The organism is Vibrio sp. 1562, from assembly GCF_033340155.1.
GTDB classification, from domain to species: domain Bacteria; phylum Pseudomonadota; class Gammaproteobacteria; order Enterobacterales; family Vibrionaceae; genus Vibrio; species Vibrio alginolyticus.
Window position 1 is genome coordinate 1 of record NZ_JAWOVY010000303.1, and the last position, 727, is coordinate 727.

Below are 727 nucleotides of genomic sequence, written 5' to 3' on the forward strand. Positions count from 1 at the left end.
AACGGTTTGTTCACTACTGGCATCATTTCTTTTGGCATTGATTTTGTCGCCGGAAGAAAGCGCGTGCCATAGCCTGCAGCAGGGAACAGACATTTTTTAATCATTGGGGGAATATCCTTTCTCGTCATTATCAAGAATCTGCGCAACACTTTAACACGAGAGTCGCGCATGAATCATGAATAAAGTAGGAAAAAATGTGAGACGCAGTGCGGAAAAAAGCATGATCAGTCAGGCCGTGCCGCTGTTGAGGAGCTATGTCTAACAATAAACAGGAAACTTACTCTCTCGTTGTGTTCACTATTCGACTCGCTGGGCTCGTAATCTCTGGTTCTATTAGTCGTCTTAATACATGAATGTAAGGTTAAGACATCAAGTTTTGATCGGCCCAAGCAATGGCTTGAACTCGGTTTTTCACTGAGAGCTTTTTAAAGATCTGATACAGGTGCGACTTGATCGTAAATTCGCTAACAAACAGTTCTTCTGCCATCTGGCTATTCGATGCCCCAGCTTGCAGACAACGCAGCACTTGCAGTTCGCGAATGGTGAGATCGACGGTTGCTGGCGCGGTGTGAGTATTTATCACATTTCGATAGTAGTGCAGCAGTTGGCTGGTTACGTTGCGTGGTAGCCAGTTTTGCCCGTTGACAATGCCTTTCAGTCCTTCGCCTACTTGTTCTAAAGAATCTTCGCTGTAAAACAAGCCTTTTAATTGACCGAAGGCGAGCAG

1 protein-coding gene and 1 pseudogene are annotated in these 727 nt (G+C 45.1%); both read right to left on the reverse strand.

Annotated elements, in window-relative coordinates; all coding sequences use genetic code 11:
* Positions 1–104, reverse strand: a pseudogene (locus R7Z49_RS24810) (UTP--glucose-1-phosphate uridylyltransferase); the annotation flags it as partial.
* 257 nt (positions 105–361) lie between these two features.
* Positions 362–727 (reverse strand): LuxR C-terminal-related transcriptional regulator (locus tag R7Z49_RS24815; protein ID WP_318112348.1); only part of this gene is annotated, 366 nt, incomplete at its 5' end.